General features: G+C 51.0%; 26 protein-coding genes and 1 pseudogene. 21 read left to right on the forward strand and 6 right to left on the reverse strand.

What is annotated here, in order from left to right; all coding sequences use genetic code 11:
- The first annotated feature begins 9 nt into the window (after positions 1–9).
- The 4 genes from fabF (at position 10) to ftsY (ending at position 6,761) form a co-directional block, all read left to right on the forward strand.
- Positions 10–1,248 carry a beta-ketoacyl-ACP synthase II gene (gene fabF / locus AB4124_RS20060; protein ID WP_076325026.1) on the forward strand — a complete coding sequence of 413 codons (1,239 nt, stop codon included), beginning with the start codon at positions 10–12 and terminating at the stop codon, positions 1,246–1,248.
- Positions 1,249–1,260: 12 nt separating this feature from the next.
- Positions 1,261–1,959, forward strand: coding sequence for a ribonuclease III (gene rnc, locus AB4124_RS20065; protein WP_071220044.1), 699 nt, complete (start codon positions 1,261–1,263; stop codon positions 1,957–1,959).
- 203 nt (positions 1,960–2,162) lie between these two features.
- Positions 2,163–5,732 (forward strand): chromosome segregation protein SMC, encoded by a 3,570-nt coding sequence (gene smc / locus AB4124_RS20070; RefSeq protein WP_430105101.1) that lies wholly within the window; start codon positions 2,163–2,165, stop codon positions 5,730–5,732.
- Between the two features lie 27 nt (positions 5,733–5,759).
- The gene (ftsY, locus tag AB4124_RS20075) at positions 5,760–6,761 is read left to right on the forward strand and encodes a signal recognition particle-docking protein FtsY (RefSeq protein ID WP_098747111.1); all 1,002 of its coding nucleotides are present in this window, start codon (positions 5,760–5,762) and stop codon (positions 6,759–6,761) included.
- A 92-nt stretch (positions 6,762–6,853) separates the two neighbouring features.
- Here the strand turns inward: ftsY and AB4124_RS20080 are convergent, their stop codons facing one another.
- The 5 genes from AB4124_RS20080 to AB4124_RS20100 form a co-directional block, all read right to left on the reverse strand.
- Positions 6,854–7,057 carry a hypothetical protein gene (locus tag AB4124_RS20080; RefSeq protein ID WP_430105099.1) on the reverse strand — a complete coding sequence of 68 codons (204 nt, stop codon included), beginning with the start codon at positions 7,055–7,057 and terminating at the stop codon, positions 6,854–6,856.
- Positions 7,058–7,119: 62 nt separating this feature from the next.
- Positions 7,120–7,395 carry a hypothetical protein gene (locus tag AB4124_RS20085; protein WP_430105098.1) on the reverse strand — a complete coding sequence of 92 codons (276 nt, stop codon included), beginning with the start codon at positions 7,393–7,395 and terminating at the stop codon, positions 7,120–7,122.
- Positions 7,396–7,459: 64 nt separating this feature from the next.
- Positions 7,460–8,470 (reverse strand): polysaccharide pyruvyl transferase family protein, encoded by a 1,011-nt coding sequence (locus AB4124_RS20090; RefSeq protein ID WP_441973987.1) that lies wholly within the window; start codon positions 8,468–8,470, stop codon positions 7,460–7,462.
- Positions 8,471–8,500: 30 nt separating this feature from the next.
- Positions 8,501–9,679 carry a glycosyltransferase family 2 protein gene (locus tag AB4124_RS20095; RefSeq protein ID WP_441973988.1) on the reverse strand — a complete coding sequence of 393 codons (1,179 nt, stop codon included), beginning with the start codon at positions 9,677–9,679 and terminating at the stop codon, positions 8,501–8,503.
- Positions 9,676–10,704 carry a glycosyltransferase gene (locus AB4124_RS20100; RefSeq protein ID WP_430105094.1) on the reverse strand — a complete coding sequence of 343 codons (1,029 nt, stop codon included), beginning with the start codon at positions 10,702–10,704 and terminating at the stop codon, positions 9,676–9,678. Before AB4124_RS20100 ends, AB4124_RS20095 begins: the two co-directional genes overlap by 4 nt.
- Before the next feature lie 205 nt (positions 10,705–10,909).
- On the opposite strand from AB4124_RS20100, the gene wecB reads away from it, so the two are divergent.
- From wecB to ylqF, 13 genes are all read left to right on the forward strand, one after another.
- Complete coding sequence (gene wecB, locus AB4124_RS20105) at positions 10,910–12,028, forward strand: non-hydrolyzing UDP-N-acetylglucosamine 2-epimerase (RefSeq protein WP_441973989.1); 1,119 nt, start codon at positions 10,910–10,912, stop codon at positions 12,026–12,028.
- 78 nt (positions 12,029–12,106) lie between these two features.
- Positions 12,107–12,754, forward strand: coding sequence for a PAQR family membrane homeostasis protein TrhA (gene trhA / locus AB4124_RS20110; protein ID WP_076325253.1), 648 nt, complete (start codon positions 12,107–12,109; stop codon positions 12,752–12,754).
- A gap of 138 nt (positions 12,755–12,892) precedes the next feature.
- The gene (locus AB4124_RS20115) at positions 12,893–13,249 is read left to right on the forward strand and encodes a putative DNA-binding protein (protein ID WP_441973990.1); all 357 of its coding nucleotides are present in this window, start codon (positions 12,893–12,895) and stop codon (positions 13,247–13,249) included.
- Between the two features lie 21 nt (positions 13,250–13,270).
- Positions 13,271–14,653, forward strand: a complete 1,383-nt coding sequence (gene ffh, locus AB4124_RS20120) for a signal recognition particle protein (RefSeq protein WP_441973991.1) — start codon at positions 13,271–13,273, stop codon at positions 14,651–14,653.
- Positions 14,654–14,701: 48 nt separating this feature from the next.
- Positions 14,702–14,974 carry a 30S ribosomal protein S16 gene (gene rpsP / locus AB4124_RS20125; RefSeq protein WP_006211361.1) on the forward strand — a complete coding sequence of 91 codons (273 nt, stop codon included), beginning with the start codon at positions 14,702–14,704 and terminating at the stop codon, positions 14,972–14,974.
- Between the two features lie 21 nt (positions 14,975–14,995).
- Positions 14,996–15,226: a KH domain-containing protein gene (locus AB4124_RS20130; protein WP_006211360.1), complete on the forward strand. Its 231-nt coding sequence runs from the start codon at positions 14,996–14,998 to the stop codon at positions 15,224–15,226.
- 112 nt (positions 15,227–15,338) lie between these two features.
- A complete protein-coding gene (rimM, locus tag AB4124_RS20135; RefSeq protein ID WP_076325016.1) occupies positions 15,339–15,860 on the forward strand; it encodes a ribosome maturation factor RimM in 522 nt (173 codons plus the stop codon).
- A gap of 3 nt (positions 15,861–15,863) precedes the next feature.
- On the forward strand, positions 15,864–16,679 hold the full coding sequence (gene trmD, locus AB4124_RS20140; RefSeq protein WP_441973992.1) for a tRNA (guanosine(37)-N1)-methyltransferase TrmD: 816 nt from the start codon (positions 15,864–15,866) through the stop codon (positions 16,677–16,679).
- A gap of 188 nt (positions 16,680–16,867) precedes the next feature.
- Positions 16,868–19,528, forward strand: a complete 2,661-nt coding sequence (locus AB4124_RS20145) for a collagen-like repeat preface domain-containing protein (protein ID WP_441973993.1) — start codon at positions 16,868–16,870, stop codon at positions 19,526–19,528.
- Between the two features lie 111 nt (positions 19,529–19,639).
- A complete protein-coding gene (locus AB4124_RS20150; RefSeq protein ID WP_213644152.1) occupies positions 19,640–19,783 on the forward strand; it encodes a hypothetical protein in 144 nt (47 codons plus the stop codon).
- A gap of 239 nt (positions 19,784–20,022) precedes the next feature.
- Complete coding sequence (gene rplS, locus AB4124_RS20155; protein ID WP_015736355.1) at positions 20,023–20,367, forward strand: 50S ribosomal protein L19; 345 nt, start codon at positions 20,023–20,025, stop codon at positions 20,365–20,367.
- Positions 20,368–20,469: 102 nt separating this feature from the next.
- Complete coding sequence (gene lepB / locus AB4124_RS20160; RefSeq protein ID WP_076325014.1) at positions 20,470–21,084, forward strand: signal peptidase I; 615 nt, start codon at positions 20,470–20,472, stop codon at positions 21,082–21,084.
- Between the two features lie 55 nt (positions 21,085–21,139).
- Positions 21,140–22,006 carry a ribosome biogenesis GTPase YlqF gene (gene ylqF / locus AB4124_RS20165; protein WP_076325013.1) on the forward strand — a complete coding sequence of 289 codons (867 nt, stop codon included), beginning with the start codon at positions 21,140–21,142 and terminating at the stop codon, positions 22,004–22,006.
- Between the two features lie 114 nt (positions 22,007–22,120).
- Here the strand turns inward: ylqF and AB4124_RS20170 are convergent.
- Positions 22,121–22,244 (reverse strand): annotated as a pseudogene (locus tag AB4124_RS20170) (LacI family transcriptional regulator); the annotation flags it as partial.
- Between the two features lie 195 nt (positions 22,245–22,439).
- Here AB4124_RS20170 and AB4124_RS20175 point away from each other — a divergent pair.
- The 4 genes from AB4124_RS20175 (at position 22,440) to AB4124_RS20190 (ending at position 25,805) form a co-directional block, all read left to right on the forward strand.
- The gene (locus tag AB4124_RS20175) at positions 22,440–23,057 is read left to right on the forward strand and encodes a ribonuclease HII (RefSeq protein WP_076325012.1); all 618 of its coding nucleotides are present in this window, start codon (positions 22,440–22,442) and stop codon (positions 23,055–23,057) included.
- An 80-nt stretch (positions 23,058–23,137) separates the two neighbouring features.
- On the forward strand, positions 23,138–25,114 hold the full coding sequence (locus AB4124_RS20180) for a hypothetical protein (RefSeq protein WP_441973994.1): 1,977 nt from the start codon (positions 23,138–23,140) through the stop codon (positions 25,112–25,114).
- The gene (locus AB4124_RS20185; protein WP_076325010.1) at positions 25,111–25,422 is read left to right on the forward strand and encodes an EscU/YscU/HrcU family type III secretion system export apparatus switch protein; all 312 of its coding nucleotides are present in this window, start codon (positions 25,111–25,113) and stop codon (positions 25,420–25,422) included. The genes AB4124_RS20180 and AB4124_RS20185 overlap by 4 nt, the downstream gene beginning before the upstream one ends.
- Positions 25,422–25,805 carry a YraN family protein gene (locus tag AB4124_RS20190; protein WP_076325009.1) on the forward strand — a complete coding sequence of 128 codons (384 nt, stop codon included), beginning with the start codon at positions 25,422–25,424 and terminating at the stop codon, positions 25,803–25,805. The genes AB4124_RS20185 and AB4124_RS20190 overlap by 1 nt, the downstream gene beginning before the upstream one ends.
- The last annotated feature ends 98 nt before the right edge of the window (positions 25,806–25,903 follow it).

Raw genomic sequence — 25,903 nt, forward strand, 5'->3', positions numbered from 1 at the left:
TGAGTCTGTTTGAAACATAGAGTCGTTGTAACAGGAATGGGAGTCATGACTTCGATTGGTCAAGACCTGGATACATTCTGGAACAGTTTGATGGAAGGCAAGTCTGGCGTATCCCGCATCGAAGCATTTGATGTGAGTGATTACACAACGCAAATCGCAGCATCCATGAAGGATTTTAATCCTGAGGATTACATGGATCGCAAAGAAGCCCGCAGGATGGACCGATTTGTACAGCTTGCGGTTGCAGCCGGTTCGAAGGCGCTTGAGGACAGTGGTCTTGAAATTGGCGTGAATGCCGATGCAGAGCGTGTTGGCGTATCGATCGGATCGGGTATCGGCGGTTTGGGAACTTGGGAGGATCAGCATAATATCCTGCTCGAGAAGGGCCCGAAACGTGTAAGCCCATTCTTTATTCCGATGATGATCGCAAACATGGCCTCAGGCCAGATGTCGATCAATCTGGGAGCCAAGGGTCCGAACACCACACAGGTTACGGCTTGTGCTACCGGAACACATTCGATCGGCGATTCATATCGTCTGATTCAGCGTGGTGATGCGGATGTCATGATCTGCGGCGGGGCCGAGGCAACCATTCGTCCAACAGGGATGGCTGGTTTCTGCGCTATGCGTGCAATGTCAACCCGCAATGACGAGCCGGAGAAAGCCAGCCGGCCATTCGATACGGGCCGCGACGGTTTTGTAATGGGTGAAGGCGCTGGCGTACTTGTGATCGAATCCCTGGAGCATGCGTTGAAACGCGGTGCCAACATTTATGCCGAGGTGGTTGGCTATGGCCTTAGTGCCGATGCCCATCATATTACCGAGCCGGATCCGGATGGAGCAGCCCGCTGCATGAAGATGGCGATCCGTGACGCAGGCATTGCGCCGGAGGAAGTGGATTACATTAATGCTCACGGGACTTCAACGCCGGTGGGTGACCGCTCGGAAACGAAGGCCGTTAAGATGGCTCTCGGTGACCATGCCTATAAAGTGGCCGTTAGCTCGACCAAGTCGATGACAGGTCACCTGCTTGGAGCTGCTGGCGGCGTTGAGGCCGTTATCTGCGGACTGAGCTTGAAGAACCAAATCATTGCACCAACGATTAACCTGGAGGATCAAGATCCGGAGTGTGATCTTGACTATGTACCGAATCACCCGCGTAAAGCCGATTTGGATATCGTCATGTCCAATTCGTTTGGATTTGGCGGGCATAATGCTACGATTATCCTGAAAAAATACGCCGAGTAAGGGGACAGTGTGTTGAGTGGAGATCTGAAGCAGTTACAGCATAAACTTCAAATCCAGTTTCGCAATGCAATGCTGCTGAAGCAGGCCTTTACCCACGCATCTTATGTAAACGAACATCGCTTCAGTCAGAGCCAGGACAACGAGCGTCTTGAATTTCTCGGGGATGCAGTTCTGGAGCTGACGGTGAGCGAATTCTTATACAACCTATTTCCGGACCGTCCGGAAGGTGAGTTAACCAAGCTGCGGGCCGCTATCGTATGCGAGCCTTCCTTGGTTCAATTCGCTGTAGGTCTGGATTTTGGACGTTACGTTCTGCTAGGCAAAGGAGAGGAAATGACGGGCGGTCGAACCCGCCCGGCTCTTCTGGCAGACGTATTTGAGTCATTTGTGGGGGCGCTTTATCTGGATCAGGGATTGGAAGCGGTTCGCCGGTTTTTAAGCGACCATGTCTTTCCCACGGTGACCGTCAACGGTCGTCCGCAGATGAGCGATTATAAGACCGAGCTTCAGGAACTGACCCAGCATCACGGCATGGGCGCACTGGAATATCGTATCGTAGAAGAGCGAGGACCGGCACATGAGCGGGAGTTTGTCTCGGAGGTTTACATGGGAAGCGAATGTCTTGGACGTGGAAGCGGCAGATCCAAGAAAGAAGCCGAGCAGCAGGCAGCGGCAGTAGCCCTAAAGCAGCTGAAACGTGCGGATGCCTAAAGCTTCGCTGATGTGATGACAAACAAAGAGCAAAGAGCAGTCAAGCGGATAACCGGACCCGGATAGGATGACTGTTTTTTGCTCTTTTCGTTGTCTGTCTTTATAAAGGGACAGCTGCTATTACGTTAATGGACCTCGTCCAAAGACGGCGGTGAAGCCGATTCTACTTATGGTACAATAGCAGGAGAGGTGATAGGTCGAATATGTTTTTGAAACGGATCGAGTTAGCAGGATTTAAATCGTTTGCCGACAAGACGGAGATGGAATTTGTCCGGGGAATTACAGCCGTTGTAGGTCCGAATGGCAGCGGTAAGAGTAACATTTCCGATGGGATCCGCTGGGTGCTTGGCGAGCAAAGTGCCAAATCGCTTCGCGGCGGCAAGATGGAGGATATTATCTTTGCCGGGAGTGATGCGCGCAAAGCGGTTAATTATGGAGAGGTCTCCCTTACGCTGGACAACGAGGACCATGTGCTGCCGCTGGATTTTAACGAGGTAACCGTAACCAGACGAGTGCACCGCAGCGGGGACAGCGAGTATTTCATTAATCGGCAATCGTGCCGACTCAAGGATATTACGGAGCTGTTCATGGACACCGGAATCGGTAAAGAAGCCTATTCCATTATTGGACAAGGTCGCATTGAGGAAATTTTGAGTACACGTTCAGAAGATCGCCGGGGGATTTTTGAGGAAGCATCCGGGATCGTTAAATATAAATCTCGTAAAAAAGAGTCTGTGCGCAAGCTGGATGAAACGGAGCAAAACCTGCTTCGTATCCACGACTTGGTTACAGAGCTTGAGGATCAGATCGGACCGCTGAAAGAGCAGTCCGAGAAGGCTATTCGCTACAAGGAACTTCGGGAAGAACTGAAGCACAAGGAAATCTCTCTGTATGTGTATCAGATCGAACAGATACATACCTCATGGAGCGAGGCCAATGCCAAGCTGGAGCAGCTGAAGGAAGAGCAGCTTGCTCTGTCCACCGTTGTATCCGCGCATGATGCCAAGCTGGAGAGTGACAGATCGGCACTGCGCCAACTGGAGCAGGAAGTTGAGGATCTGCAGAGCCAGCTGCTCCAATTCAGCGAGCTGTTTGAGAAGAGCGAAGGCTATGGCGAGGTGCTTAAGGAGCGCCGCCGTAACCTGGAACGTACGCGCGAGCAGTTGGAAGAAAGTTTGCAATCAGGCGATCATCGTTTGGGAGAGCGCGTAAGCGAGCTTGCGAGCATGAAGAGCAAGCTGCAAGAGCTCCAGCAGGAATTAACCCAGGTGCGGGATCAGCTGTCAGCGGAAGAAGCGAAGCTGGTGGGCGTAACTGGCGGAATCAGTCAGCAGCAGGAAGAGAGCTTGAAGGGGAATTTGCTGGAGCTTATGAACCAAATGGCTCAAGCGCGGAATGAAATCCGGTATGCGGACCAGCAGCAGGAGGCGCTGGACCGGCGGATGAATCGAGCACAAGAAGAGTCAGGTAAGTGGGAAGCCCTGAAAGAGGATTTGCTCCGCCGCAAAGAGAGTATCGATCGAAGCATTGAACGCTTCGGTAAAGAGATTGCCGACCTTCGCAGCGGTTATATCAGCGAGAGCGAGCGATATCAATCCCTGCAGAAATTGCAGGAAGAGACGCAGGGAGCCCTTCGGAAATGGGAGCAGAAGCGAGAAGCGCAAATTTCCCGCCGCGATACCATGAAAGAGCTTCAGGACGATTTTGACGGATTTATGCTAGGTGTTAAGGAAGTGCTGAAGGCATCCCGCAAATCCGTGCTCCATGGCGTCCATGGTGCTGTGGCCGAGCTTATTCGTGTACCGGAAAAGCTTGAGCTTGCGATGGAGACCGCACTTGGCGCATCGGTTCAGCATATCGTCATGGAGAACGAATCCGTATCCAGGCAGGCGATTGCCTTCCTGAAGCAGCGCCAGTTAGGTCGGGCGACCTTTCTGCCTCTGGACGTCATTCGTCCGCGGAATGTATCCGCATCCGACCGGCATTTGGCAGAAGGGGAAGCCGGGTTTGTAGGCTTTGGCTCCGAGTTGGTGAAGTATGATTCCAGATATAGCAACATCGTCGGCAGCCTTTTGGGCAATGTCGTGATCGCCGAGACCTTGGAGCAAGCGAACAAAATTGCCGCCAGATTCTCCTATCGCTTCCGTGTAGTCACGCTCGAGGGAGACGTGGTCAATGCAGGCGGATCCATGACAGGCGGTAGTCAGCACAAGAAAACGAACAGTCTGCTGGGACGCAAGCGTCAATTGGATCAGCTCGATCAGGAAATTTCGGAAACCGAGAAGCAGCTGGAGAAGCTGCAGCAGGGCATTGAAGGCGTCCGGAATCAAATGATTGAATCTCAGGATAAGCTGGACGAGCTCCGTAAAGCCGGAGACGATAAGAGGATTGAGGAACAGCAGGCTGCAGGGGACCGCAAGCAGCTTGAGCATGAGCTGCGCCACGTCCTCGAACAAGCCGAGCTGGCAGGCGAAGAGAAGAGCAGTCAAGAGAAGGAAGCCAAAGAGATTCAGGCAAGCCGTGAACGCGCGCAGAAGCTGTTGTCCGAGCTGGAGGAAGAAGAGAAATCGACCCATCTGGCCATTCAAGCTGCAGAGTTTGCCCGGAAAGCAAATGAATCGGCGAAGGAAGAGCTTCAAAGTCAGTTGACGAACCTCAAGGTTCGCGAAGGAAAGCTGGATCAGGAAACCTTCTCACTGGAGGAACAGCTCAAGCGCCTTCAGTCGGATGTCGACAACCATGAGAAGGAGCAGAAGCAGAACCGCACGATGCTGGCCTCCGTTCAAGCCGACCTGAATCAGAACGAAAGCGAAAGCGTGAAGCAGATCGAGGATCTGAACCAGTACAAGCTGAAGAAGGAAGAGGCGACGCAGCAGCTTGAATTCAAACGGGCTGCACGCACCGCGCTAAGCCGGAAGCTGGAGCTGGAAGAGAGCGAAACCAAGGAACAGCGCACGCAGCTGCGGTCCGTGGATGATCAGCTTCGCCAGACCGAGATTGGGGTAAACCGGCTCGATGTTGAGCTTGAGAATATATTGAAAAAATTAAGCGAGGACTATGAGCTGAGTTATGAGCTTGCCAAGCAGCGGTATCCGATTCCGGAAGACATCACTGCCGCTCAGAACGAAGTGCGTGATTTGAAGAGGTCGATAACTTCCCTCGGAGATGTGAATCTTGGGGCTATTGAAGAGTATCAGCGTGTCAATGAGAGATATCTGTTCTTGAGTGAGCAAAAGGCGGATCTGGTTGAAGCGAAGACAACGCTGTACCAGGTCATTAAGGAAATGGACGATGAAATGTCCAAGCGCTTCAAGCTGACGTTCGATGCGATCCGGCGCGAGTTCGGCACGGTATTTACGAAGTTGTTCGGAGGTGGACGAGCCGACCTGGTCCTGATCGATCCGGATCGATTGCTTGAGACGGGGATCGATATCGTCGCACAGCCCCCTGGCAAGAAGCTGCAAAATCTGCAGCTGCTCTCCGGCGGAGAGCGTGCATTAACCGCTATGGCGCTGCTATTTGCCATTTTGCAGGTGAAGCCGGTTCCGTTCTGCGTACTGGATGAGGTCGAAGCGGCGCTGGATGAAGCGAACGTGGTCCGATTTGCCCAGTATTTGCGGGAGTTCTCTGAACAAACGCAGTTTATTGTGGTCACCCACCGCAAAGGGACGATGGAAGAGGCGGATGTGCTGTACGGCGTCACGATGGAAGAAGGCGGCGTGTCGAAGCTGGTGTCCGTCAAGCTTGAGAATGAGGAAGCGGAGATTGCCTAATTTAACATAACGACATGGAGGGTACGTATGAGCTTTTTTAAGAAGTTAAAAGAGAGCATTTCCAGCAAAACGGAAAATGTAACAAAACAGTTCCGCGACGGACTCGAGAAAACTCGGAAGGGTTTTATCGAGAAAGTGTCGGACCTGGTGATTCGCCGAAAAAAAATCGATGAAGAATTCTACGAGGAATTGGAAGAGATTCTGATTGGTGCTGATGTCGGCGTGAATACCGTGATGGATCTGATGGACGATCTTCGTGCCGAAGTGAAGAAACGGCGGATTGAAGACGCTGCCGATCTGCAGCCAGTATTGTCAGAGAAGCTGATGGGACTCCTTCGTGATGACAGCAGCAATGAGCTGCGGGAGAATCCAGATGGCATTACGGTCATTCTGTTTGTCGGCGTTAACGGAGTCGGTAAAACAACTACGATCGGCAAGCTGGCGCATCGTTACAAGCAGGAGGGCAAGAAGGTTTTGCTCGCAGCGGGCGACACGTTCCGTGCAGGTGCGATTGAACAGCTGGAAGTATGGGGAGAACGGGTTGGCGTTGAAGTCATTAAACAGCAGCCCGGCTCAGACCCGGCAGCTGTTATGTTCGATGCGGTTCAAGCAGCCAAGCAGCGGCAAGCGGATGTTCTGCTCTGTGATACGGCGGGACGCCTTCAGAACAAAACGAATCTGATGGAAGAGTTGAATAAAATCTTCCGCGTCATTCAACGTGAAATTCCGAGTGCCCCGCATGAGGTACTGATGGTCCTTGATGCGACGACAGGACAGAATGCGCTGAGCCAAGCGAAGCTGTTTGGGGAGAAGAGCGGCGTGACCGGCCTCGTATTAACCAAGCTGGATGGCACGGCTAAGGGTGGCATCGTGATCGCGATTCGTCAAGAGTTGAATCTTCCGGTGAAACTGGTAGGCTTGGGAGAGAAAATGGGCGACCTCCAGACCTTTGACTCCGAGCAGTTCGTTCATGCCCTCTTTGCGGGTTTGATTAAAGAAGAAGAGAATGCTGTAGAACAACAAGACTAGACACTGGTCTAATCGAATATGTATATAGAAGGACCGAAAGATATACTTTCGGTCCTTCTTCATGTTCGGCTCGATCTGCGGGCACATGCTTTTTATGAAGAGACAATCCGAACGAATTCAATTGAACGAAGCGGGATGATGGCCGTATCTGTAGGAGGACCATAGATAATTGGCGGTACTTTTAAGATGATGGTTCCTTCGCCCACTTTGGTAAGCGTGCCAATGATCACATCTCCGGACACCGTTACTTCGGTTTCCGAGCCGATAAATCCCTGCAGCCAATCCACGTAGCGCATATCGGTTAACCTCCTTGCCGTAATGAAAGTTTGAAGCTGATATCCAGCATCATTCGAAGGAATTACTGAACGGATGTAATACTGGCGAATGGAATCAGCACAAGGTCACCCGATGCTTCACGGAGCTGAACACCATCTTCGGCGGTAGCCAAAACGACCCCTTCCAAGGTGACAAACGTTGTGCTAACCCGTACTTGTTGACCGGTACGAACTTCGAAATATTGAATCAGCTCCGGAATAATCGTTAAACCCGTGAGGACTTGACTCTCCAGTGACTCTACCCGTTCGGTTAATTGACTGATTTCCTGGCTTAGAAGCTCGACCTGCCGTGTTAACATCTTGACTCGCCTTGCAAGTCTTCTGCAGAACAGGAAGCAACACATAGTCATTCTCCTTTCTGTATTACCAACGGTTGTGCTCTTCGATATGCTTCTTTAAATCCAGAAGCGAAGCAGTGCTTTCTTCCTCCGTCGCGCGGATCATGGGCATAATCTGCTGCACATGACCGGGGCCGTATTTAAGGAAGCTTTCGGTTTTGTCGACCAGAACATCAAGCGGCTGACGATAATCCGTAAAGTACTGACTGAGACGAAAAGAGCTCAGCAGACTATGCACTTTGCTCATGGTGCTAAGCGCCAGTACAGGTTTGCCGCCCCGTAAAGCGGCTAGCGACGGGTGAAGTTTGAATGATATCAAATAGTCGACAGATTGGATGAAACGATAAGTGAGCTCAATATCCATGAGAAACGGCAGCGTCTCAATGGAAGCGCCGGGCGTAGACTCCTTTACCTTTTTCTGCAATTGCAGACATGTGTTGTAATCGGAGTACGCGTTGCCCGGATGATGAATGACCGGGATAAGGACGGCATGATAGCCTTTGGCGATAAGATGTGCCAGCAGTTTGGTCATGTTGTCCATCGGAAATGATTCATAGGAAAACACAACGACACCAATCGTTGGACGTTTAGAGAAACGTTTCACCGGGATATCGGGCTGACGATAGCCGAATACCATGTCAGGAGCTGTCTCGACATTACGGTGGAAGCCTGCCCGCTTGGCGATGTCCGACGATCGTTCATCCCGGAACACCGCTCGGTTTGCCTTGGAGATGATATCCCGGTAGGCGGATACCTGCTCTTCAGGCCAGGTGTGTTCGGGGTAGGCATCCACAATGCCGACGCCATAGACCCAAGTGGGCTGTCCTACGAGCTGAGGGGGGAAGTAATAGGGACTGAACGAGTATGGTGTAATTAAATCTCCACCACCGATGATGAAGGCATCCGTCTGACGGGGATCCAATCGGGAGTTCCAGGGATAGACGTGATGATCGTGGAATACTTGGCGAAGGGTGTGAAGAAATAAATCATCACCGAAGTTTCCCATTCCATAGTACCCAGAAGCGGCAATATGCATGTACGTATCACCTCCTTTTTCAAGCGCTGTCTAACTCTTGTGTGTTTGCTGACACCAGGCTTCAAACAGGCTGCGGTTACGTTGGCTGGTACTGCTGCCATAAATGACGCGATGATACAAGATAGCATCGACCTGAACAGGTGAGCTGTGCTTAAGAAGCCTGGCAGTGACATCGATATCTTCGAAGATACGTCCGAGACGATCCTCCCGATTCCACCAGCCGCCAATGGCGATTAGGGATGACTTGCGATACATACGGGGGACGAGCGGGTGGCCGTGTAGATTCGTTCGATTTAAGGAAGTAGACCGTGCCGAATAAAGCTTGCCCGAATCAACGTTTCTTCTCCATAGAGGACCGAGCTGCCGGGTGCGTTCCCAGCATCCATACCGGCCCGTGGCCATCCTGCTGTCCGGATTGTTGTCAAGTGCTTCGGACAGGAGTGCGGCCGCATCGGGAGCCAGCCAGTCATCGCCATCCAATTCCAGAATATATCGACCCTTTGCTTCGAAAAGCAGCCGATTCATCATGATCGCCTTTCCGCGGTTACGCGATTGAGACAGAACCCGAATTCTGCTGTCAAGATAAGCACAGGCTTCCTCCAGACTATCGTCTTCAGAGCCGTCATCACCTATTACCAGCTCCCAGTTATCGCTTGATTGTGCCAACACGGAACGGATGCTCCAGCCTAAAGTGTCCTTCATATTGTGAATACTCATCAGAATGGAGACGACAGGCTGCGGAGGAATTTCAGGGGATAAAGATAAAGACCCTTTGGAGTTGGTGGTTTTCTCTCGCATCCTTGTTGCAGACAGAATAGGGAGAATATACTCCAGATCCTTTTGATACGGAGGATTTTGCGTTGGGTCCAGATGCATCGTAAGGCTTGGGTCTTCGAGCAGCAGATCGTAAGGCAGAAATTTGGCAGCCGGAAGCCTGTTATTCCAGTAGGTAAGAGCAGCAAGCAGCCAGGATTTTCTCCAATACAGCGGGGCACCGTTCATGCATATACAGACAATATGATCTGGAATTGGGGTTGGCATCGGAATGGAAGTCTGTGCGCTCTTATTGGAAAAGGACAAGTTACCGCCCCATAGAATCCACTCACGGTCTATTTGTGAGATTTCCTGAATAATTTGTTCGCGATAGGTAAACGTATCGGTGGCTCTGTAGCCGAATGGCTGCGTACATAGTTTGGCATAGGGTTTCAATGGGAGCTCATGCCTTTGTCCAGGATGGCCTGCCGAATCACTTGATCGGCTTTCAATCCGCGTTCAACCCAGCGATTCTCTCTGGCGTAGGCAATGCGTGCCAGCTTATGCTCTGCTGTATCCGGGTGATGCAGCATGGAGGACAGCTTGCCCAAGAAATCATCATGGGTTGTCGCTGTGGTAACATGCGGCTCCATGGCAATGCATTCCGGCAGAGCTGTTGATAGTACGCGAACACCGGATGCCATATACTCGTACGCCTTGATTGGATTGGTAGCCAGCGTAATCGGATGGTATTGGAAGGGGATCAAAGCAACGTCAATATGAGTCAGATAACGTTTGAGCTCCTGGTGCGGCTTTTCACCGAGTATATGCACATTGGGAAGCTTCGAATAATCGCCGGAGCTGCCGTAAGGAGCTCCAATGGAAACGAATTGGACGTTTGGAAAACGAAGGGCCGCCTTAGCAAACAGCTCATGATCTACCCAATACGCCCAGGCGCCGATATAAGCGACAACAGGACCCGGAGGAAGATCGGCGGGCCTTTCACTGAATGGAATATGAAAAAATGAAGAGTCAGCGCCATTCGGGATCAGGGTAAGCGGTTTATCCGGATATGCCAGGGACAACCGGGTGTGAATCACCTCTGCGGTACATACGACATGGTCCGCTTCATCAATCATTTTAGGTTCATATTTTGCCCAATGCGGAAATTCATCACAGCAGTCGTAAATTGTGATGTCGGGTTTGAAAAGTGTAGAAATGCGCGTACGGAGTTTAGACCAGGTCGTCCAGACGACAATCGGATGTTCTTTGCGAAGGGCAGGCAGTTTTTTGTGCAGAAATGTTTTGGTATCTGTGAATAGGAACACATTTGGTTCAATTTCTTTGAACTCCTTATCCAGCGGTGCCAGGTTTTCGAAGAAAACCTGATGACCAAGCGCGCCCAATTGAGCCATTAGCTGCTGCGGTCTCTGTTTCATATACGACCAGTTCATCGTTCTCGGATAAATGATAACAGCCAAGAGGTTTCCTCCTTTCTTTGTACTCGGGATAATATATGCATTGCTAGCTTCATAGAATTGGACGAATGAGCCGAATGACCAAAAAAATGGTTGATTTCTACAAGCATATTCATGACCGGAACGAATCTATCAATTTTCCATATAATGCTTAAGATATGAGGTTCAGATCTATCTTTTCATATAAAACGAGGGGGAGTGAAGGTTCGTGAATCAGAAAAATGTTCTTGTTATATTCGGAACGCGGCCGGAAGCGATCAAAATGGCACCTTTGGTCAAGGAATTGGAGTCAGCCCCGGGATTAACTCCAATCGTATGCGTAACCGCCCAGCACCGGGCGATGCTGGATCAGGTGCTTCGTTTTTTTGAAATCCAGACGCAAACGGATCTGAATATCATGAAGGAAGGGCAATCCTTATACAGTCTGAGCGCTGATCTGCTAAAAGGGATGGAGAAGGTATTCCAAGCGAGAAAATATGATCTTGTGCTGGTCCACGGGGATACAACGACAGCATTTATCGGTGCTTTAGCAGCTTATTACGCGAAGATTCCGGTGGGACATGTGGAAGCAGGGCTGCGGACGTATGATAAATACGCGCCGTTTCCAGAGGAGATGAACCGCGAGTGGATCGGCAGAGTGGCGGATATGCATTTTGCCCCGACGGCGCTGTCCGCAGCAAATCTCAAAGCTGAGAACCGTTCGGCTCACGTATATGTAACGGGAAACACGGGAATCGATGCGATGAAGTGGACGCTTCAGGCTCCTTTTGAGCATCCGATACAGAGCAAGTTACGGAAAAATAGCCGATTAATACTGATGACCATGCATCGCAGGGAAAACTGGGGAGAACCGATGAAAGGGGTATTTGAGGCAGTGAAGCGGGTGATCCAGAAGCACCCTGACATTGAAGTGATATATCCGGTCCATCCAAACCCTGTGCTGCAGGAGGCGGTCGCGCAAGAGCTTGAGGGGCACGAGCGAATCCACTTGACCGAACCGCTCGATGTGGTAGATCTGCATCATATCATGCAGCGTTCCTATCTGGTCTTGACGGATTCCGGTGGCATACAGGAGGAAGCGCCGTCACTAGGGAAGCCGGTTCTGGTACTGAGGGATAAAACCGAACGCCCGGAAGGATTGACGGCCGGTACCCTAAAATGCGTCGGCACGAAGGGTGAAGCAGTTCAGGCAGGAATAGAGCAGCTGCTGACGGATAAGGAAGCGTACCGCAGCATGTCAAAAGCCCATAATCCGTTTGGCGACGGCACTGCGTCCCGCCAAATCGTCAGCGCCATCCAGCAATTCTTCCAATCGCAGGGCGGCTGATATAGTGGGCGGTTTTGATTTTGCATGCCCGCAGCGCGTATAATGAAGTATAAGATTTCAAGCGAAAGGATACCTGTTATGGCCAATACTTACACATATCCACGCAGAGAAGAGATAGCGAATGCAATAACACATGGCATAGGAGCGGCACTAAGCGTTGCAGCACTGGTGCTCCTGATTGTTTTTTCAAGTTTGAAGGGCACTGCCTGGCATGTGGTTAGCTTTACGATCTACGGATCGACGATGCTCCTGCTGTATTTGAGTTCAACGCTCGTACACGGCTTGAGAGACGGGAAAGCTAAGGATTTCTTTGAGTTTATGGACCACTCCTCCATTTACTTGTTCATCGCAGGGACGTATACGCCTTTCCTGCTGGTTGCCATCCGGGGAACGCTGGGCTGGAGTCTCTTCGGGATCGTATGGGGCGTTGCGCTGTTTGGTGTCGTATTTAAAGCATTCTTCGTCAAGAAGTTTCTGTTCCTCTCCACGGTATTTTACATTGCGATGGGCTGGTTGATCGTCATTGCCTGGAATCCGTTAACGGCGGTTGTGGCGCCGCAAGGTATGAATTTACTTGCCATTGGGGGCGTGCTGTACACGCTGGGCACTATATTCTATGTATGGCGGGGTTTTCCTTACCATCATGCCATCTGGCATTTGTTTGTGCTGGCGGGCTCGATTCTCCACTTTTTTGCGATACTGATCTACCTTCTTCCTATCGGTTGAACGGGCAGGATGAAGGCTTCCTAAACATGAAGAAGGATGACAAGGGAAATGGCTTGACATCCTTCTTTGTTTTTTGTATGATAAGGTTCGTTAAGCGAACTGTAAAGTGTTTTTCCTTGACGAGGGGGGTGCCCTTAAATGAGTCAGGAGAATCGGCTCGAGAAAACGAACCGGATCAATTTGCTGTTCGATTTCTATGAGCAGCTGCTGACAGAGAAACAGCAGACCTTTTTGAAATATTATTTCCATGATGATTTTTCCCTTGGAGAAATCGCAGGTGAATTTGAGATTAGTCGTCAGGCCGTCTATGAACATATCAAGCGTGCAGAGCAGGTGCTCGAGTCCTATGAAGAGAAGTTGGGGCTCCTGAGCAAGCATGAGACGCGCATCCGGGAGCTGGATAAGTTTCGGGAAATGGTGGAGAGTAGCGACCTGGGTGAACATGATAAGAATGTAATGACCGATATGGTTGAGCAATTAAAGGTATGGGATTAAGTATGAACGGAGGTGGCGGATATGGCGTTTGAAGGATTGACCAGCAGACTACAGAATGTGTTCAGCAAGCTTCGTGGTAAAGGCAAGGTGTCCGAAGAAGATGTAACAGCCGCCATGCGTGAAGTTCGACTCGCGCTTCTCGAAGCCGACGTTAACTTCAAAGTGGTTAAGGATTTCGTATCCAAAGTAAAAGAGAAGGCCATCGGCAAGGAAGTGATGGACAGCTTTACGCCCGGCATGGTGATCATTGACATCGTTAATAAAGAGCTGACGGAGTTGATGGGAGGAAGCCAAGCCAAACTGGCGAAGAGCAATAAGCCGCCAACGGTCATTATGATGGCCGGTTTGCAAGGTGCCGGTAAGACAACGACTTCGGGCAAGCTGGCCAAGCTGCTTCAGAAGCAGAACAGCCGACCGCTGCTTGTTGCGGGCGATATCTATCGTCCTGCTGCGATCAAGCAGCTCGAAGTACTCGGTGATCAGATCAACGTGCCGGTGTTCTCCCTGGGAGATAAGACAAGCCCAGTGGAAATCGCGAAGCAAGGCCTCCAGCATGCCAAAGATAATGGTCACGATTATGTCATTATCGATACTGCCGGTCGCCTTCATGTCGATGAAGAGCTGATGGAAGAATTGAAGCAGATTCACAACGTCGTAAATCCTGACGAAGTTCTGCTTGTCGTTGACGCAATGACGGGTCAGGATGCGGTGAACGTCGCGGAAAGCTTCAACCAGCAATTGACGCTGACAGGTGTCGTACTCACGAAACTCGACGGGGATACCCGAGGCGGTGCCGCCCTCTCGGTTAAGGCGGTTACCGGATGTCCGATCAAATTCGCGGCGCTTGGCGAGAAGATTGATGCGCTGGAGCCGTTCCATCCAGAACGGATGGCATCGCGGATTCTCGGAATGGGCGATATGCTGTCTCTTATCGAGAAAGCACAATCGAACATTGATGCAGACAAGGCCAAGGAAATGGAACGTAAAATGCGTAATGCCGAATTTACGTTCGAGGATTTCCTGGAGCAGATGGATCAGGTCAAGAAGCTCGGTCCTCTGGATCAGCTGATGGATATGATTCCGGGCATGGGCAAGATGAAGCAAGCCAAGGATCTCAAGGTTGACGAGAAGCAGATGGGACGCATCGAGGCAATTGTCCACTCCATGACAACGGCGGAGAAGCAGCAGCCTGATATCATCAATCACAACCGTCGTAAACGGATTGCGGCAGGCAGCGGAACCTCGCTAGCTGAAGTGAACCGGCTCATCAAGCAGTTTGACGAAATGCGCCGCGTGATGAAGCAGTTCTCGGATATGATGGGTCCTAAAGGCGGCAAGAACAAAGCGATGAAACAGCTAAAAGGCTTGACCGGTGGGAAAGGCATGAAGTTTCCATTCCGTTAAGTCTCGGTCATATCGAATGGACATTTTTTGAAGGAGGTGAATTTTCAAATGGCAGTACGTATTCGTCTGAAACGCATGGGTGCTCACAAGGCTCCTTTCTACCGCGTGGTGGTTTCTGATTCCCGTTCCCCACGTGATGGCCGTTTTATCGAGGAAATCGGTTATTACAATCCGGTTGCTCAACCGGCTGAAGTTAAAATCGATGAAGAGAAAGCACTGAACTGGCTTCAAAATGGTGCGCAAGCATCTGACACGGTTCGCAACTTGCTTAGCAAAGCGGGCGTAATGAAGAAGTTTCATGAGCTGAAGCATCAGAAATAAGACTGATCGCGAGGGTTATCTATGGAAGAATTAGTTCGCGTTATTGCTAAGGCTTTAGTGGATCATCCAGAAGATGTGACTGTGAAAACCGTTGAGAAGGAGCACTTGATTGTATATGAGCTGTACGTGCATCCTGACGATGTCGGGAAGGTCATAGGCAAACAAGGGCGTATCGCCAAATCATTGCGTACAGTCGTAACATCGGCGGCGGTTAAAATGGATAAACGGGTGACCGTTGATATCATTTCTTAAAATATACGAAAGGGGGTTAGGATGCATGTCCTAGCCCTTTTTCGTACATGCTGAAGAAATCAGCCGGTCAAACCAGCTTAGAACGTTTATTAAGTGATGCAGGAGGAAGACCATGTCTGAAAAGTTGTTAACTGTAGGGAAAATCGTGAATACGCACGGCATCCGCGGGGAAGTTAAAGTCATGCCGCATACGGATTTTGCCGACCAGCGATTTGCTCCAAAGAGCCAGTTGTATATTGTCCCGGACAAGGGGAGCAAGATTGAAGTAACGGTGGATACATCTCGTTTTCATAAAAACATGTATATCGTTAAATTCAAGGAGCTGCATGGCATCAATGATGCTGAAAAATATAAGGGCTCGCTGCTGAAGATCACAGCGGATCTTCAGGAAGAGCTTCCGGAGAACGAGTACTATTTCCATGAGATCATTGGCTGCAAGGTGATGACCGACGAAGACCCTGCCGAGGAGCTTGGCTTGATCACCGAAATTTTGACCCCAGGCGCGAATGATGTGTGGGTTGTCAAGACACCTGAGGGAAAAGAAGTCCTCCTTCCGGCCATACCGGATGTCGTACTTGATGTAGACAAGGAATCGAAGCTTGTTCGGGTGCATCTCATGGAAGGGTTGTTATAGTCCATGCGGATCGATGTGCTGACGCTGTTCCCCGAGATGTTCGATGGTGTGTTTCATTCGAGTATTCTGGGTAAAGCAGCCGAAAAACAAATTGTGAACTTGAATGCCATCAACTTCCGCCAGTATGCCGGAAATAAGCACAGTCAGGTCGATGATACTCCATATGGCGGCGGTGGGGGGATGGTGTTAAAGCCGGACCCGATTTTTGCTGCGGTAGAGGATATCCTTGCTTCGGATACGGATGAAATTTCGAATCATGAGGATGGGGCTAATCCTGCCGGAAAGATTCCAGTGGAAATTTCCGGAACAGCCAAGCCTCCGCGAGTCATTCTGATGTGTCCGCAAGGAGAGACCTTCACGCAGAAAAAGGCCGAAGAGTTGTCTCAGGAAGACCATCTGGTGTTTATATGCGGTCATTACGAAGGTTATGATGAACGGATTCGCGAGTTTCTTGTTACCGATGAGTTATCCATCGGGGATTACGTGCTTACCGGTGGAGAGCTGCCAGCGATGGTTGCCATTGATTCAGTGGTCCGATTGCTGCCGGGTGTACTAGGCAATGAAACGTCAGCGGTGACGGATTCATTCAGTACTGGCCTGTTGGAATATCCGCACTATACCCGTCCGGCTGAGTTTCGCGGCTGGAAAGTGCCGGATATTTTGTTAAGCGGTCATCATGCAAATATTGACGTGTGGCGTCGGGAACAGGCGCTTAAGCGGACATGGGAGCGTCGCCCTGAGTTGTTAGACAAGCTGGAGTTGTCCAAGCAGGATCAGGCATATTTAGACAAGCTTCAGCGAGAAGCGGGATCCTCATAAGCTTTTTTGTTTAATCTCACGAACAGATCTGTAAGCACAGGTCTGTTCGTTTTTTTTATTTTTTGAATGTGGCTAGTATGTAGTAATATGCACGTTTCATGCTTGCACCTGAGAACAAAATTCGTATGAATTGAATAGTGTGATAAATAGGCGTTTGCGGATGCATTAATCGTAAGGGGTGAAATCGATTGAGGCAAGAAAGAAGGAAACGTAGGAACAGCAAGGTTGTAATTCAGGGACTTACACCCGGACAAATTCGTGTCGGAAGGAACCAAGCCACTCCATTCGTTACATTGATCCGTCAATTAACATCACTGTTACACGCATTTGTGGAACAGCCGGTTAACGAGGATTTCACACTTATCAAAATACAATTGCAGAGCCTTAACGATCTGGTCTCGGAAATGAAGTTCTCGCTGCGGGAACGGCGGGGTCTTAGGCAGGTTGTACAGCAAATTGCAAGGATTTCCAATTCGGACAATCTGGAAGGGATTTTAACAAGATTGAATGAAGTCATGCCGTTGTTTCAAATGTATGGAGAACGAATTGGGGTCGGCGGCGAGATCGGTCCGGATATCGCTGCTTTGCAAAATGGTATTCAATCAAGGCTGGATAATGCTTTTCCGAGTGCGGATGCTGTCCCTCTAATCAATTTAATGAACAATCTGCCTTTTTACATTATGAATGCAACGACGAATCCAGGGGCCGGGTCTCGTCAGCAGCTTACTGAAGTACTTCAGGGAATTAACCAGCAGGCTGCGAGATTAGGGAGTTCCGGACAACAGCTGGGCAGGCTGCAACAAGCAACGGATGGAATTAATGCATCGTTGCAGAATGGGGCGTCGCCTGAACATTTGAATGAACAGTTGATCAACTATACGAATGCTCTTTCAGGAACGATAGCGACATTAAGCATTCCGGTGGCTGTCCAAGATGCTGCTCTGCAATCTCTGCCAGCTGTAGCAAGGACGAGCGCTGAAAGTGTTCAAGGTCTCACGATCCAGGAAACGTTGGAAGGCGTGCCAGGTAACGATCAGCCGGGCGTGATTGGAGCGACAGGAGCCACGGGTGTGACTGGCCCGACAGGCACTGCAGGTGCTACAGGAGGGCCCGGATTGGACGGCGTGCCGGGAGCAACTGGCCCGACGGGTGCGGTGGGTGCTACAGGTCCAACAGGTCCGGAAGGACCGCCAGGGGCACCTGGCGGGATAACAGGAGCGAACGGACCGACTGGTGAAACCGGTGCGACTGGAGCAGTAGGCGAGACCGGGGCAACGGGAGAAGTAGGTGCTACAGGAGTAACCGACGTTACGGGGCCAGCAGGAGTAACGGGTCCGACAGGAGCGACTGGAGAAATTGGTGCAACAGGAGTCACAGGAGCAACGGGAGTGACTGGATTAACAGGCATGACCGGTGCTACGGGTGCAACTGGCGCTACAGGACCAACAGGTGTAACAGGCCCGACTGGAGCAACCGGAGAAGTAGGGGCTACAGGAGCAACAGGCGTTACCGGGCCAACGGGAGCTACGGGTCCAACAGGAGAAACAGGTGCTACAGGAGCAATAGGCTCGATTGGAGTTACCGGAGCCACAGGCGCAACAGGAGCGACGGGAGAAGTAGGTGCCACAGGAGTAACCGGGGTGACAGGTCTGACAGGAGCAACCGGTGTAACAGGTCCGACAGGAGCGACCGGAGAAATTTGTGCAACAGGAATTACAGGAGTAACCGGAATAACAGGTGTAACTGGGGCAACCGGAGCAACTGGTGGTACTGGGTTAACGGGAGTTACAGGCGTAACTGGAGCCACAGGCGCCACGGGAGCAACAGGAGCAACAGGAGCAACAGGAGCGACGGGAGCATCAGGTCCGACTGGCGTTACAGGATCAGCAGGAGAAACTGGAGCTACAGGAGTTACAGGCGTCACAGGAGTAACGGGAGCAACAGGAGAAACTGGTGTTACGGGACCGACAGGCCCGATTGGAGTCACTGGAGCCTCAGGCGCAACAGGAGCAACGGGAGAAGTAGGTGTCACAGGAGTAACCGGGGTGACAGGTCTGACAGGAGCAACCGGAGAAATTGGTGCAACAGGGGTTACAGGTGCTACTGGAGCAACAGGAGCGACGGGAGTAACAGGTCCGACTGGTAATGGCGGAGCGACTGGCAGTACTTGGCCAACGGGCGTCATGGGAACCACAGGAACAACAGGGCCAACGGGAGTTACAGGTGTAACTGGAGCCACGGGTGCAACAGGAGTTACAGGTGTCATAGGAGCGACGGGAACCACAGAAGCAACAGGTCCGACTGGCGTTACGGGAGCCACTGGAGTAGCAGGCGCTACAGGAGCGACGGGAGTAACAGGTCCGACTGGTAATGCCGGAGCAACTGGCAGTACTGGGCCAACGGGAGTCACAGGTCCAGCAGGTCCAACCGGTCCGACGGAGGCGAATACGCTTATCGGCGGCAGCGTGTTGTATGCCAGTAATGGAGTCACTCAAAATGTGGCTGCTAATTCACCTGTAACCTTCTCGACGAGCACACTTCAAGGTGTAACATATAATGGTACAACGACGTTGACCATTGTGACAGCGGGTTTTTACTATTTTGATTGGCAGATATCGCTCGAAAATGGCCAAACCGCTCCCAACACGTTCGGAATCGTCGTGAACGGGAATATAACCAGTACGGGGAACATGAACTCGAATTCAACCACTGCCGAGGTATCAGGATCTGCGGTCATCAATTTAAGTGCCGGTAACACCGTAGGGCTCTATAATTTATCGCCAGTCAGCAAAGCGATAAATGCTCCTCAAACCGGCGCAAGGATTTCTATCTTTAGAATTGGCTCTTAGCCCAGATTTGTATACTTCAGTGTCATATTTTTTAATATTGCTGATACAACTCCTGCGTTGATGGGTAATATGTAACTGAAGAATCACTTCAGAACTGGGAGGCATCTTGTCATGACAGAACATCGACAACAACATGAAGCGAAAATAGAAGAAACAACAAATACAGAAGTTCAATTTCAAACGGTAGATGACATCCTTGAATACTATGGCAAGCGTCATAAGGGCATGCACGACTCGAAAGAAACCGTAAATTAAGGTGAGGCTAACCGCTTTCGGCATGATTTTTCATGCTGGAAGTGGTTTTTTATGGACCAGAGCTAGGAGAAAAAGCTGGTTTATGCATGAGGGTGTAAAGATAAAACACTTGATTCGGTCTACAAAATATGTTATCATTTCTTTTGTTGTGAATACGGTGGTCCGCTGCGGATAATGAAGGAAATACATAGAGTTTCCGGAAGATGCAAGAACACCTGTGTGAGAGGAGGGAGTCATAGATGAATATCGTTCAAGCGATTACTCAAGAACAACTTCGTAAAGATATTCCGAGCTTTCGTCCTGGTGATACTTTAAAAGTACACGTTAAGGTTATCGAGGGAACTCGTGAGCGTATCCAGTTGTTTGAAGGTGTAGTAATTAAACGTCGCGGTGGCGGAATCAGTGAGACTTTTACCGTTCGTAAAATTTCTTACGGTGTTGGTGTGGAAAGAACTTTCCCAATCAACTCGCCTAAAATCGATAAAATCGAAGTGGCTCGCCGTGGTAAAGTGCGTCGTGCGAAGCTTTATTATCTTCGTGAACTGCGCGGTAAAGCAGCGAGAATTAAAGAAATTCGTCGTTAATTACAAGGCGGTAAAAGGGGCTTGTGCGTATATACAAGCCCCTTTTGTATATCCAAAAATCGCTATAATGCGAAAGCGATCTATAGAGAAGGACGGTGGGTTATGGAGAAAGATCAACACCAGGAGGCAATTGAAACCAACGTGGGGAAACCGGCCAAAAAGGCTAAGAACGAGCTTGTAGAATGGCTGAAGGCTCTTCTCATTGCTCTGGTTCTCGTCGTTCTCATTCGCTGGCTTCTCTTTAAACCGTTTATTGTGCAGGGTCCATCCATGGAACCTAACTTTGTATCCAATCAGAAGCTGATCGTCAATGAGATTTTATATGATATCCGTAAACCCGAGCGTGGAGAAGTTATCGTATTCCATGTTCCTGATGAGGGCAGGGATTTCATTAAACGCGTGATCGCAGTTGCTGGTGATACGGTTAAAGTTGAAGGCGATAAAGTGCTTGTCAATGGGGAGCCTGTGAATGAAACCTACATACAGGAAGCGATTGATCAAGCCCATGCTGAAAACAGATTATACAATAACACAGATTTCCCGAACTCGTTCGTTCAGGATGGTGTTGTGCCAGATGGTCATGTGTTTGTGATGGGAGATAACCGCTCCAACAGCACGGACAGCCGTATGATAGGATATGTTCCTTTGGGGGATATTATCGGGCGAGCAGACTTGATCTTCTGGCCGATTAAAGACATAGGGCTCATCAACCATTAGCCAAGGCGCTAAAGAAACGATGAAAGTTTGCAGTGCAAAGTAGAGGTGACGACGTTTGACAATACAATGGTTTCCCGGACATATGACCAAAGCGCGCCGCCAAATTCAGGAGAAGCTGAAGCTGATCGATGCTGTAATTGAACTGACCGATGCGAGGCTTCCGCTCTCAAGCCGAAATCCGATGATTGACGAGATTTTGCAGGGCAAGCCGCGGCTCATTATTATGAATAAAGCCGATTTGGCAGATCCTGAGGTCACAAGGCAATGGCAAGCCCACTTCAAGGAAAATGGCCTAACCGCCTTTCCTGTAGATGCATCCACAGGGACAGGTGTTAAGGATATTCCGAACCAGATTAAGCTGCTGCTGAAAGAGAAGATCGATAAACAAATAGCCAAGGGCATGAACCCGCGAGCTATGCGTGTGTTGATTGTAGGTATACCGAATGTAGGCAAATCCACGCTGATTAACCGTCTTGCCGGCCGCAACATCGCAGAGACGGGTGACCGTCCGGGTGTCACGAAAGGACAACAGTGGATTAAGGTTGCTGGTGGTGAGATGGAATTGCTGGATACACCCGGCATCCTGTGGCCAAAATTCGAGGATCAGAATGTAGGGTATCGTCTTGCGGTAACCGGCGCCATCAAAGAGGAAATATTGAACGTAGAGGATATTGCCTTTTTTGCGATCAAATATTTCTCCAACTATTATTGGGAATCGATGAGCGAACGTTTTGATCTTAAGGAGCGCCCAACAGATCTGGATAACCCGGATGAAATTGTGGCGATAATGGAAGCGATCGGAAGAAAACGAGGCTGCATCGTCAGCGGAGGAAGAGTCGATCTGGAAAAAGCCTCGAGCATTTTCCTACGTGAACTACGCGCAGGCAAGCTTGGGCGTTATTCGATGGAATCCCCTTATTGATTCAATAGGGTGAACGAGAGCTATCCTCCACTAGTTTAAACCAAAAAATAACCATTCTGCCGGTTAACGGCGGAATGGTTATTTTTTATGGATCAGATCAGGAGGAGATTAGACTGCATTGATTCCCATTTCATCGCTATAAATAGTTGATAAGTGAGGCTCAACAATACGTGACTCAGGTGCATTATCTAACGCACACGGCATTGTCAACTGGAATGGCGATATTTTTATTCTTCAGTAAAATCAATTGATGCATAACCTGTTTGGTCCGGGATCTTTGCACGAAAGATTGGCGGAAAGGGGAGGTTAAAGGGTGACGCTCTGTGGCGAGTGTGATAATCTAGAAGAGTTACTAGATTGATAGAACGTGTTTGAAACACCGTATGTACAGACATCAAACAAGCGGTAATTCGGAACCAAAGGGGTTAAACCTATGACAGATTTATTAATGTACGAGCGTGAGTACTGGAGCCGTTATATACATATTGCAGGTATTGACGAAGTAGGCCGCGGCTGTTTGTTCGGCGACGTGGTTGCTGCGGCGGTTGTTTTGCCGGAGGGGTTAGTGATTGAAGGGATCAATGATTCGAAGAAACTCAGTGCCAAGAAGCGGGAAACCCTCTATGATCTCATCATGGAACAGGCGCTGGCGGTTGGCGTTGGTTTGGTGGATGCGGAAACGATTGACCGAATTAACATCAAACAAGCCGCAAGGCTTGCCATGAAGATGGCTATGGAGCAATTGGCTGTTACTCCCCAGTTTCTGCTTGTTGATGCCGAGAAGGTGGATTGCGATATTCCCCAGCGTGCCATCATTAAAGGCGACGCTAACAGCCAGTCCATTGCTGCGGCCTCCATTATTGCCAAGGTCACTCGCGACAGATTGTGCGAAGGGGAATGGGAGACGCGTTATCCGGAATACGGAATCGCCGTACATAAAGGCTACGCTACCAAGTTTCACCGTGAACAGCTGCAGCTGCACGGACCTACCGCTATGCATAGAAGAAGCTTTCTGAAAAATATGGAGATTGAGCAATTGTCCTTATTCTAGATTTCGATGCAGCCCGCCCTCGTCAAAAGGCGGGCTGCTGCCGATATATAAGGTAAACAGAAGGTGTGGGAGGAACTATCGTGAACATCGGATCGTTGATTCGTGGCCTCCTGGGAGAGCAAAAGCCGGGAGACGCCAAGATGTTGGAATTAAAACCGGGTCAGGTCGTTCGCGGTGTTGTTATGAACGTATCGGAAGACGGACAAGAAGCCGTGGTGCAGATCCAGGGCGTTCAAGTGAAGGCGAAGCTGGAAACGCCGCTTCGAGCCGGGGAAACTGCCCTTCTGCAAGTTCAGCCGCCGGGAGAGGGAGGGACGGCCGTTCTCAAGCCGCTTAGTCAAACGCCGGGACAACCGCTGTCCCCGTCTTCCATGGCTGAGGTGCTGGATTTTGCCGGTCTTCCGGATACGAAGGAAAACCGCGAAATGATCCGGGGTATGCAGAACGCGGGAGTTCCGCTAACGAAGGACAATATCGCCATGTTCCGCGAGGCATTGGCCGTGAAGCCTCCGCAGATTCCCGCGGCGGAATGGGCGGAGTCGGCTGCGATTGCGTTTCACCGCGGACTGCCGATTACCCCCGAAAGCGTGAAGGGACTGCATCAAGCGGTATTCGGGCCCCAACTGCATCAACTACTGCAGTCGTTGGAGCAGCAGCTGGCGTCTGCTTTAAGCGCAGGTAGTGGAGGTTTGGTGGATGCGGGGAAACAAGCAGCATCCGGAGCACCTCCCTCGGTTGGCGGTGAGGCCTCCGCTGGCAGTGTCACGCAGGCCGGCTCAGGTCAGCAAGCGCTGCTGACCAAGCTGCAAGGCCTGCTGCAGCAGCTGCGCGGCGAGCTCGCGCAGCCATGGGCCAGCGGCGGCACGGCAACGCCTGCCGCCGGTCAACCCGCCGCCGTGGCCATGGGCCCGGCGGCAGCTCCAGGCGAAGGTGCCGCAGGCCCTTCGCCAAAGCCGCCCACCCCCAGCGCGGAGCCGTGGGTGGGGCGGCTCTTGAAGCTGCTCGGTGCGGAGCACGAGCAGCAAGCCCTGCGCGGGGCCGGTACGGGCCCCGCGGGCGAAGCGGCGCGCACGGGTAGCGCCGCACCACCTGCCGGGCAGCAGGCAGCCGCGCAACCCGGCAGCAACACGGCCGCGGGCGCGGCTCCAGGAGCGAATGCGACCGTGCCAGCACACACTCCTGCTCCAGCTGCGAGTGCTGCTGCACCGCTGCCCGCCGCAGCTGAGCCAAGCGCTGCCGCGGCAGGCCAAGCAGGCGGACAAGCAGCTTCCCAGCCAGCAGCACCTGCCCCTAGCAGCAGTGGCGCAGCAGCGATTACACCCGGGGCTCTTGGCACGCCAGGGAATGCGGCGAATGCGAGCCAGCAAGCTGCTGCGAATGCTCAGGCCGGTGCTGTGAATCAACAGGGCTCGACGCAGCCAGTTGTGCCATCCGGGCAGCAGAATATCGCCCAAGGCGTACAGCAAGCCGTTATGGCCTCAACGCCATCGGGTGAACCGGCGCTTGCCCTGCAAGACACACTGAAGGGAGTGTTGCTTCAGGTGTTGTCCAGCCAGGATGCGCCGCCTGCGCTAAAGGAAGCGGCACAGCAAGTCGTTCAGCATTTAACGGGCCAGCAGCTCTTGCTAAACACCGATCGAACAGCACCTTTCGCACAGGTTACCATGTTCATACCTCTGCATGGGGTCGACGGGGAACAGACGGCATCCGTACATATTCAATCCCGCAGAGGCCGAAAAGGCGAGCTGGATGCAACCAACTGCAGGCTGTTGTTCGACTTGGACATGAAATTTCTAGGCCCGACCTTGATCGATGTGCAGGTCGTTGACCGGATTGTCAGCCTCAGCTTTCGGAATGATCAGAGTTACGCCGCGGAGCTGTTTGAGGAGAAAAAGCAAGAGTTGGCTCAAGCTGTTTCGTCTATCGGCTATCAATTGCTTAGCGTAAAAACAGAACCGCTACCCTTAGTTGCACCGCTTACTTCAGATGCGTCCGTGCAGGGAACGGCGGCAGAATACACCCCGCAAACCTATAAAGGGGTGGATATGCGGATATGAGCAAGGAAGAGAAAGAGCAAGGACAAATAACGGCCATGAAAAAGGCGGTCGCCCTTAAATATACGCCTGGCGAGAGTGAAGCACCTATTGTGGTTGCCAAAGGGCAAGGGAAATTGGCGGAGTCTATATTAGACAAAGCCAAAGAGCATGGCGTCCCTGTCCAAGAAGATGCAGCTTTGGTGGAGATTCTCTCTAAGCTGGATCTGGATCAGCAGATTCCGGAGGTGCTATACCAGCTTGTAGCGGAAGTGTTGACATATGTTTATCGTGCGGATCGTGAAGCGAAGGATGGAGGGATGATGCCCTAATGAACTCGCCATCCGGTAAAAAGGACAGCCGCAAGCAAAAAGGAGCCGCTGCCGAAGAGCTGGCGGCCGCTTCCCTGATTGAAAAAGGATACCGGATTTTGGACCGCAATTGGCGCTGCCGCTTTGGAGAACTGGACATCGTCGCTGAAACAGGGGAGACCCTTGTGGTAATTGAGGTCAGAAGCCGAAGCGGAACGAATAGCTTCGGCACGCCTGCCGAGTCCGTGAATGCTCGCAAAGTGATGCAGGTCCGAAACACGGCACAGCAGTACGTTCATCATAAGCGTTATTACGACCGGCCAATCCGTTTTGATGTTATCTCCGTTATGCTTCGCGCGGATCTGACGTCTGTCTCGATGGATCATATCGAGAATGCATTTTGATGGGTACGAGCCGAAGCAGCCATAACAAAGAAGGTGATAGGAGCTGAGCTCCATCACCTTCTTTGCGTATGACAGGTTTATTTTATGCAATAGGAGCA

Origin of the sequence: Paenibacillus sp. 2KB_20 (genome assembly GCF_052115765.1) — a bacterium.
GTDB lineage: Bacteria > Bacillota > Bacilli > Paenibacillales > Paenibacillaceae > Paenibacillus_AQ.

Excerpts from the sequence above, each read along its gene's own strand:
- ffh (WP_441973991.1), top strand. The coding sequence starts at position 13,271 with ATGGCGTTTGAAGGATTGACCAGCAGACTACAGAATGTGTTCAGCAAG.
- rimM (WP_076325016.1), top strand. The coding sequence starts at position 15,339 with ATGTCTGAAAAGTTGTTAACTGTAGGGAAAATCGTGAATACGCACGGC.
- trhA (WP_076325253.1), top strand. The coding sequence starts at position 12,107 with ATGGCCAATACTTACACATATCCACGCAGAGAAGAGATAGCGAATGCA.
- AB4124_RS20150 (WP_213644152.1), top strand. The coding sequence starts at position 19,640 with ATGACAGAACATCGACAACAACATGAAGCGAAAATAGAAGAAACAACA.
- AB4124_RS20130 (WP_006211360.1), top strand. The coding sequence starts at position 14,996 with ATGGAAGAATTAGTTCGCGTTATTGCTAAGGCTTTAGTGGATCATCCA.
- AB4124_RS20080 (WP_430105099.1), bottom strand. The coding sequence starts at position 7,057 with ATGCGCTACGTGGATTGGCTGCAGGGATTTATCGGCTCGGAAACCGAA.
- AB4124_RS20115 (WP_441973990.1), top strand. The coding sequence starts at position 12,893 with ATGAGTCAGGAGAATCGGCTCGAGAAAACGAACCGGATCAATTTGCTG.
- lepB (WP_076325014.1), top strand. The coding sequence starts at position 20,470 with ATGGAGAAAGATCAACACCAGGAGGCAATTGAAACCAACGTGGGGAAA.
- smc (WP_430105101.1), top strand. The coding sequence starts at position 2,163 with ATGTTTTTGAAACGGATCGAGTTAGCAGGATTTAAATCGTTTGCCGAC.
- AB4124_RS20085 (WP_430105098.1), bottom strand. The coding sequence starts at position 7,395 with ATGTTAACACGGCAGGTCGAGCTTCTAAGCCAGGAAATCAGTCAATTA.
- trmD (WP_441973992.1), top strand. The coding sequence starts at position 15,864 with ATGCGGATCGATGTGCTGACGCTGTTCCCCGAGATGTTCGATGGTGTG.
- rplS (WP_015736355.1), top strand. The coding sequence starts at position 20,023 with ATGAATATCGTTCAAGCGATTACTCAAGAACAACTTCGTAAAGATATT.
- rpsP (WP_006211361.1), top strand. The coding sequence starts at position 14,702 with ATGGCAGTACGTATTCGTCTGAAACGCATGGGTGCTCACAAGGCTCCT.
- AB4124_RS20090 (WP_441973987.1), bottom strand. The coding sequence starts at position 8,470 with ATGCATATTGCCGCTTCTGGGTACTATGGAATGGGAAACTTCGGTGAT.
- ftsY (WP_098747111.1), top strand. The coding sequence starts at position 5,760 with ATGAGCTTTTTTAAGAAGTTAAAAGAGAGCATTTCCAGCAAAACGGAA.
- AB4124_RS20185 (WP_076325010.1), top strand. The coding sequence starts at position 25,111 with ATGAGCAAGGAAGAGAAAGAGCAAGGACAAATAACGGCCATGAAAAAG.
- AB4124_RS20190 (WP_076325009.1), top strand. The coding sequence starts at position 25,422 with ATGAACTCGCCATCCGGTAAAAAGGACAGCCGCAAGCAAAAAGGAGCC.
- AB4124_RS20175 (WP_076325012.1), top strand. The coding sequence starts at position 22,440 with ATGACAGATTTATTAATGTACGAGCGTGAGTACTGGAGCCGTTATATA.